Below are 6182 nucleotides of genomic sequence, written 5' to 3'. Positions count from 1 at the left end.
AACTTCAAAGAACTGCTAACCGAGAAATTAGATAAAATTCTGGTACATCAATTCTGGGGTTATGTGGTTTTTGCAATGATTCTGCTGCTGATATTCCATAGTGTATTTTTTCTGGCAGAATATCCGATGAACTGGATTTCCGATGCGTTCTTCTGGCTGTCATCTTTCACTGCAGAACATCTTCCGCAGGGACCAATCAATTCACTGATTTCAAATGGAATTATCCCGGGAATCGGTGGAATTGCAATGTTTGCACCCCAGATCGGAATCCTTTTATACTTCCTGTATCTGCTCGAAGACTCAGGCTATATGGCAAGGGTAATCTTCTTAATGGACCGGTTTCTGAAACCTTTCGGTCTGAACGGTAAAAGTATCGTTCCTTTAGTATCGGGTACGGCGTGCGCCATTCCTGCGGTAATGTCGACCCGGAATATCGAGAATGTTAAGGAAAGACTCATCACCATTCTTGTTACGCCTTTTATGACGTGTTCGGCAAGACTTCCGGTTTACAGTATCATTATTTCTTTGGTCATTCCGGATCAGTATTTTCTCGGAATAAGTTATAAAGCGTTGGTACTGATGGGAATGTATTTCCTTGGTTTTTTTGCCGCGCTTTCTGCTGCACTTTTACTTAAAACGGTAATCAGAAACAAAACAAAATCGTTCCTTGTGATGGATTTGCCTTCGTATAAAATGCCGCTTTTCGGGTACGATTTTAAACTGATGTTGGGTAAAGTCTGGGATTTTATAACCGGAGCTGGTAAAATTATCTTTTTCTTCAGCATCATTATCTGGGTATTCAGTTATTTAGGACCTAAACAAAACGAAAACCAGTTTGTCGCTACCGATGTAAAACTGGAGCATTCTTATCTAGCGAAAGCGGGAAAATTTATAGAGCCTGCTATTGCGCCGTTAGGATATGATTGGAAAATGGGCGTTGGCGTGCTGACGAGTTTTGTTGCCCGCGAAGTGTTTGTAGGAACTCTTTCTACGCTTTACAGTCTGGATGACGAAGCGCCGGAGGAACGGATTATCGACAAAATGCGCAACGATACAAAGCCTAACGGTGAAAAAGTTTTCAGCTTTGCAACGGGGATTTCAATTCTGGTATTTTATGCATTCGCAATGCAGTGTGCTGCAACTTTGGCAGTAGTATACCGGGAAACAAAATCATGGAAATGGACTCTGATCCAGCTTTTCGGAATGTCGGGATTCGCGTATCTCGCTTCATTTATAACCTATCAGTTACTTAAATAATGGAAAACGCTTTAATTCTGCAATATTTGCTCGTCGCGGTGATTGTTATTTTTGCCGCTTACTCCATCTTTAAGATTTTAAAAAAAACCTTTTCTCCCAATAAATTCAAAAAGGGGAAACCGGGCTGTGATTCGGATTGCTGTTCATAAGCTGTTCACTTTACGTAGATTTTTTATTCGTAATTTTGCCTCAGTTTAAATCAACCGTTTTAAAATCAATCATGCAATGGCATTAATCAAAAGTATATCAGGAATCCGTGGAACCATCGGCGGCAGAGTAAATGAAAATCTTACGCCGCTGGATGTGGTGAAATTTACTTCCGCATTCGGAACCTGGCTTCAAAACAATAAAAATAAGAAAGACTTAACCCTTGTCGTTGGCCGTGATGCCCGTATTTCCGGAGCAATGGTAAATTCTTTGGTTACCGCAACTTTGCAGGGACTTGGGATCCACGTTATCGATCTGGGACTTTCTACAACGCCAACAGTGGAGGTGATGGTTCCTGAACTGAATGCGGACGGTGGAATTATCCTTACCGCTTCACACAACCCAAAACAGTGGAACGCGCTGAAACTTCTAAATGAAAAAGGTGAATTCATCAGCGGAGAAAACGGTGCTGAAGTTTTGGCCTTAGCTGAAAGTGAGGAATTCAATTATGCTGAGGTAGATGATTTGGGAAAATATGAAACCAGAGACGATGGTTTTGCGATTCATATTCAGAAGATTCTGGATTTACCGATGGTGGACGCCGTATCCATTAAAGCCAAAAAATATAAAATCGTTGTAGATGCGGTAAATTCAACTGGCGGAATCGCGATTCCACAGCTCTTGGAGCATTTAGGCTGCGAAGTTATCAAACTTTACTGCGAACCTAACGGTCATTTCCCGCACAATCCGGAACCATTGAAGGAGCATTTGGGCGATATTTGCGAACTTGTAAAACAGGAAAAGGCAGATTTAGGAATCGTTGTAGATCCGGATGTAGACCGATTGGCTTTGGTAGACGAAAATGGCGAACTTTTTGGCGAAGAATATACCTTAGTTGCGGTGGCTGATTACCTGTTAAAAAATAAAAAAGGAGTAGCTATATCGAACCTTTCTTCAAGCCGTGCATTGAGAGATGTTGCTTTAAAGCATGATTCCGAGTATTTCGCAAGTGCAGTGGGAGAGGTTAATGTGGTAACTTTAATGAAAGATAAAAATGCTGTGATCGGCGGCGAAGGAAACGGGGGAATTATTTATCCAGACCTTCACTACGGAAGAGATTCACTGGTAGGTGTGGCATTATTTTTAACGCATCTTGCCAATGAAAACAAAACAGTTTCCGAGTTGAGAGCAACGTATCCTTCTTATTTCATGGGAAAAAAGAAAATTGAACTTACACCGGATATTGATGTGGATTCACTTTTAACTAAAATGGAAAAGGAATATCAAAATGAAGAGGTTTCTACGGTAGATGGCGTGAAGATTGATTTTGAGGAAAATTGGGTGCATTTAAGAAAGTCCAATACAGAGCCGATTATCAGGATTTACACCGAAGCTTTTTCTCAGGAAGAAGCCGACAGTTTGGGAGACCAAATGATTATAAAAATAAAAAGTTTGATTTAAGATCATCTTTTTTGTTAAATTAGATTTTTAATAAAACGTTTTTCCGAAGTTTGTAAGCATGCTTCAAATTTTTGGAAATAACACTGAGAGTATAAATTGGAAGAATTTTTTGAAAACGAACTCATTAGAAAGTTCGAAGAAATGGTAGAAAACAATGAAGAGCTGTACTTCGAGACCGAAGAATACGAAGATATCATCATTTACTACCTTGAAATGGGCGACATTTCCTTCGCGGAAATGGCGACCAATTATGCGCTGAAACTTCATCCGAATTCATTAGAACTGAAAATTAAAAAGTTTGAGGTTTTACTTGAACTTGAAAATTATACACAGGCCAAGGAACTGATGCAGGAGCTTCAGGAAGCTTCCATGGAAAGCACCGATTTTCTGGTGTGCTGTGCTAAATACTATTCGAATCTGGGAAACCCCAGACGCGCAATCACTTTTTGTGAAAGGGCGCTGGAATTGGAGGAAGAAGAAAATTTCCTTCATAACTTCATCGCGGATGAATATGTAAATCTGGAAGATCCATTTAACGCGCTGAAACATTACAAACTGGCATTAAAGTATGACCAACAGGACGAATATTCGCTCGAAAATGTAATGTTTTGCTATAATCAGCTGAGCAGAAGTGATGAAGCGATTGAATTTCTTAACGGATATCTGAACGAGTTTGCTTTTTCTGAAACCGCCTGGTACGAATACGGACAGTTTTATTTCAACCGCAAAAATTATGAAGAAGCCATCCGTGGGTTCGATTATCTTCTCGCGATAAATCCACAGGCTGTCGGCGTATATGCCAATAAAGCGGCGTGTTATGAAGCGATGGGCGAGTGGCTGAAAGCGGTGGAAGTTTATGAAGAAATGCTGGAACTGGAATACACCAAATCCTTCACATTCTATAAAATCGGGTTGTGTTATAAAGAAAACAAACAGCCGGTTTTAGCCTTGAATGCTTTCCAGAAATCTTTAAGAGACGATCCGCAGTTCTATCTTTCGATGATGGAGCAATCCTATATCTACGAAGAAATGGGCAGTATGAAAGAAGCGCTGCACTTTGCCAAAGAAGCCGTTTCGATGAATGATAACAATCTGGATTATCAGAAAAGGCTGGCGTTTTTATATATCGACTCCGGACGGTTTGAGGAAAGTTTGGTTTGCCTGAAAAAGTTGGTAGATTTCGAGCCAAACCGGTTTTATAACTGGTACGCTTATTCAGAAGTTTTAATGCTCATCGGTGAATTTGAAGAAGCAATTACGGTTTTAAATCAAGCTACAAAGCTCCACAACCGTGCTGAAATTTATTATCAGTTGAGCAACTGCTATTTCCACATGAATAACCAGAAAGAAGGCAGAAAAGCCCTGGATGTAGCTTTAGATCTGGATCCCAATCTTCTCGAAGATATGAAACTGAAATATCCTTTCATTAAAGAAGAAGTTGAAAAAGTAAAAACGAAAAAGAAATAATTTAAAGAATCAGCTATATTGGATTTGAACTTTAGATAAATCAAGTAAAAAACCCCTGTCAATCATTTGACAGGGGTTTATTTATTTGAACACTTTTACTTTGCGCTCTGTTTCTTTTTTGGCGTTTCTGCGACCAAACCGTCTTTCTCTTCATTCACCTTCAACATGATGGTTTCGCCTTCTGAAAGCTGTTTGTTGACAAGCATTTCGGCCAACAAATCTTCGATATATTTCTGGATGGCACGTTTTAGTGGTCTCGCACCGAAATCTTTGTCCCAACCTTTTTCGGCGATGAAATCTTTGGCATCCTGAGAAAGCTCTACATGATAGTTCAGTTTTTCCAGACGTTTGTAAAGTTTAGACAGTTCCAGATCGATAATCTTGCTGATATGTTCTTTTTCAAGAGAGTTAAAGATTACGATATCGTCAATTCTGTTCAGGAATTCCGGCGCAAACGCCTTTTTCAGCGCATTTTCAATCGTGCTTCTTGCTCTTGCATCGCTGGTCGATTTTTTAGCAGAAGTTCCGAATCCTACGCCGTCACCGAAATCTTTAAGATCTCTGGTTCCGATATTTGAAGTCAGAATGATGATTGTATTTCTAAAATCTATTTTTCTTCCTAAAGAATCGGTCACAAAACCTTCATCCAGAATCTGCAGCAAAATGTTGAATACATCGGGATGTGCTTTTTCAATTTCGTCTAAAAGTACCACTGCGTAAGGTTTTCTGCGAACTGCTTCGGTAAGTTGTCCGCCTTCTTCATAACCTACATATCCCGGAGGCGCACCAACCAGTCTCGAAACTGCGAATTTCTCCATATACTCACTCATATCGATACGGATCAAGGCTTCATCAGAATCGAAAAGTTCGCGGGCCATTACTTTGGCAAGCTCGGTTTTACCCACACCTGTTGTTCCCAGGAAAATAAATGTGCCGATCGGGCGGTTAGGATCTTTCAGTCCGGCGCGGTTTCTTTGGATAGCTTTCACCACTTTTTTCACTGCATCTTCCTGGCCAATCACTTTGCCATTCATCATTTCATCCATATGAGAAAGTTTGTCGAGTTCATTTTTACCAACTTTGGTTACAGGAATTCCACTCATCATGGATACTACTTCGGCAACGCTTTCTTCGGTAACGACTTCTTTTTTCTCCTTCACATCTTTGTCCCAGGCTTCCTGAGCAATATTCAGTTCAATCTGAAGGCGTTCTTCTTCGTCTTTAAGTTTTCGGGCTTCCAGATAATCCTGAGCTTTTACAGCTTTCTGTTTCAGATCTTTAATCTCTTCGATTTTCTTCTCGTACTCAATGATTTCCGTAGGAACCTTCATGTTTTTGATGTACACTCTTGATCCGGCTTCGTCCATCGCATCAATTGCTTTGTCGGGAAGGAAACGATCGGTAATATATCGTGAAGTAAGGTTTACGCACGCCAGAATTGCTTCGTCTGTATATGTAACGTTATGATGATCTTCATATTTGTCTTTCACCTGATTCAATATCTGAATGGTTTCTTCTACCGTAGTAGGTTCTACCATTACTTTCTGGAAACGGCGTTCTAAAGCCCCGTCTTTTTCAATATACTGTCGGTATTCATCTAAAGTCGTAGCACCGATGCATTGAATTTCTCCCCGTGCCAAAGCAGGTTTAAACATATTGGAGGCATCTAAACTTCCTGTAGAACTTCCGGCGCCTACGATGGTGTGCAGCTCGTCAATGAAAAGAATGACGTCGCGGTTTTTTTCAAGCTCAGTCATGATGGCTTTCATTCTTTCTTCGAACTGTCCACGGTATTTTGTTCCGGCAACCAAACTTGCCAGATCAAGTGTAATCACTCTCTTGCCATAAAG

Annotated in this window: 4 protein-coding genes; 3 read left to right on the top strand and 1 reads right to left on the bottom strand. The window is 40.4% G+C overall.

The genetic code is table 11. From position 1 onward, the window contains the following. The 3 genes from V5N63_RS04715 to V5N63_RS04705 all read left to right on the top strand — a co-directional run. The coding region (locus V5N63_RS04715; RefSeq protein WP_332033011.1) for a ferrous iron transporter B at positions 1–1257 on the top strand (1257 nt) is incomplete at its 5' end. Positions 1258–1482: 225 nt separating this feature from the next. Further along, the gene (gene glmM / locus V5N63_RS04710; protein ID WP_332033010.1) at positions 1483–2865 is read left to right on the top strand and encodes a phosphoglucosamine mutase; all 1383 of its coding nucleotides are present in this window, start codon (positions 1483–1485) and stop codon (positions 2863–2865) included. A 96-nt stretch (positions 2866–2961) separates the two neighbouring features. After that, positions 2962–4332 carry a tetratricopeptide repeat protein gene (locus V5N63_RS04705; protein ID WP_332033009.1) on the top strand — a complete coding sequence of 457 codons (1371 nt, stop codon included), beginning with the start codon at positions 2962–2964 and terminating at the stop codon, positions 4330–4332. 95 nt (positions 4333–4427) lie between these two features. Here V5N63_RS04705 and V5N63_RS04700 read toward each other — a convergent pair. Beyond that, positions 4428–6182: ATP-dependent Clp protease ATP-binding subunit (locus V5N63_RS04700; RefSeq protein ID WP_332033008.1), on the bottom strand; the 1755-nt coding region annotated here is incomplete at its 5' end.

It is taken from the genome of Kaistella sp. (assembly GCF_032060305.1).
In the GTDB taxonomy this organism is placed as follows: Bacteria; Bacteroidota; Bacteroidia; order Flavobacteriales; family Weeksellaceae; genus Kaistella; species Kaistella yananensis.
This window is presented reverse-complemented; position numbering and strand designations above follow the sequence as displayed.